Annotated in this window: 1 protein-coding gene; it reads left to right on the top strand. The window is 64.3% G+C overall.

The genetic code is table 11. The features are described from left to right. Positions 1-62 precede the first annotated feature (62 nt). A protein-coding gene (locus tag ACJ4V0_RS21500) for an IS3 family transposase (RefSeq protein WP_448301649.1) occupies positions 63-1,162 on the top strand; the annotation gives its coding sequence in 2 pieces (ribosomal slippage) (positions 63-315 and positions 315-1,162; 1,101 coding nt in all). The last annotated feature ends 60 nt before the right edge of the window (positions 1,163-1,222 follow it).

Raw genomic sequence — 1,222 nt, 5'->3', positions numbered from 1 at the left:
TGACCTGAGCCCCTGAACCTCCTCCAGATTTGGGTAGAGTCCGTCGACCATGGAGACGGACGATGCGACCCTCGCGGTTCACGGAAGAACAGATCATCGGGATGCTGAAGGAGCAGGAGGCCGGCGCGAAGACGTCGGAGGTGTGCCGCAAGCACGGCATCTCGGCTGCGACCTTCTACAAGTTCAAGGCGAAGTTCGGCGGGATGGACGTGTCGGACGCCCGCCGCCTCAAGGTGCTGGAGGATGAGAACGCGCGGCTGAAGAAGCTGCTGGCGGAGCAGATGCTGGACAACGCGATCCTGAAGGATGTCGCCGCAAAAAAATGGTGACGCCCGATGCGAAGCGGAAGGCGGTGGCTCATGCCTGCAAGGTGCATGGGGTGAGCCAGCGTCGGGCGTGCCAGGCTTTGAACATCGACCGGTCGACGGTGCGCTATGCCAGCACCCGTCCGGACGACGCTGCGTTGCGCGAGGCGATGAAGACCGTGGCGGCGGAGCGACGACGGTTTGGCTATCGCAGGATCCACGTCATGCTGGACCGCCAGGGCATCGTGATGAACCAGAAGAAGCTGCGACGCCTCTATCGGGAAGAGAGGCTGCAGGTGCGCCGGCGCGGTGGGCGCAAGCGGGCACTGGGCACACGCAGGCCCATGCTCGTGCCTGATCGTCCCAACGCCCGGTGGAGCCTCGACTTCGTCTCCGACACCTTCACCGACGGCCGTCGCTTCCGGGTGCTGGCCGTGGTCGACGACTATACGCGCGAGTGCCTGGCGCTCGTCGCGGACACGTCGCTCTCAGGCGCCAGGGTCGCTCGCGAACTGGATACCGTCATCCGCATACGCGGCCGGCCCGACACGATCGTCTCCGACAACGGCACGGAACTGACCTCGATGGCGGTGCTGCGCTGGTGCCACCAGACGGGCGTGGAATGGCACTACATCGCCCCCGGCAAGCCCATGCAGAATGCCTTCGTCGAAAGCTTCAACGGCCGCTTCCGGGACGAGTGCCTCAACGACACGCTGTTCTCGACACTCGCCGAGGCCCGCAGCGCCATCACCTCATGGAAGGAGGACTACAACCATCACCGACCACACTCGGCGCTCGGCAACATGCCGCCGGCCGAGTTCGCAATGAAATCCACGCTGGAAAAACGGGCCGCCTAAGGCCAGAAACGAAACTCAGGACTCTCCCTCAGGCTGGAGGAGAAAAGGGTCTCAGGTCAC

The sequence above is a fragment of the Phreatobacter aquiterrae genome, assembly GCF_053471285.1.
This window is presented reverse-complemented; position numbering and strand designations above follow the sequence as displayed.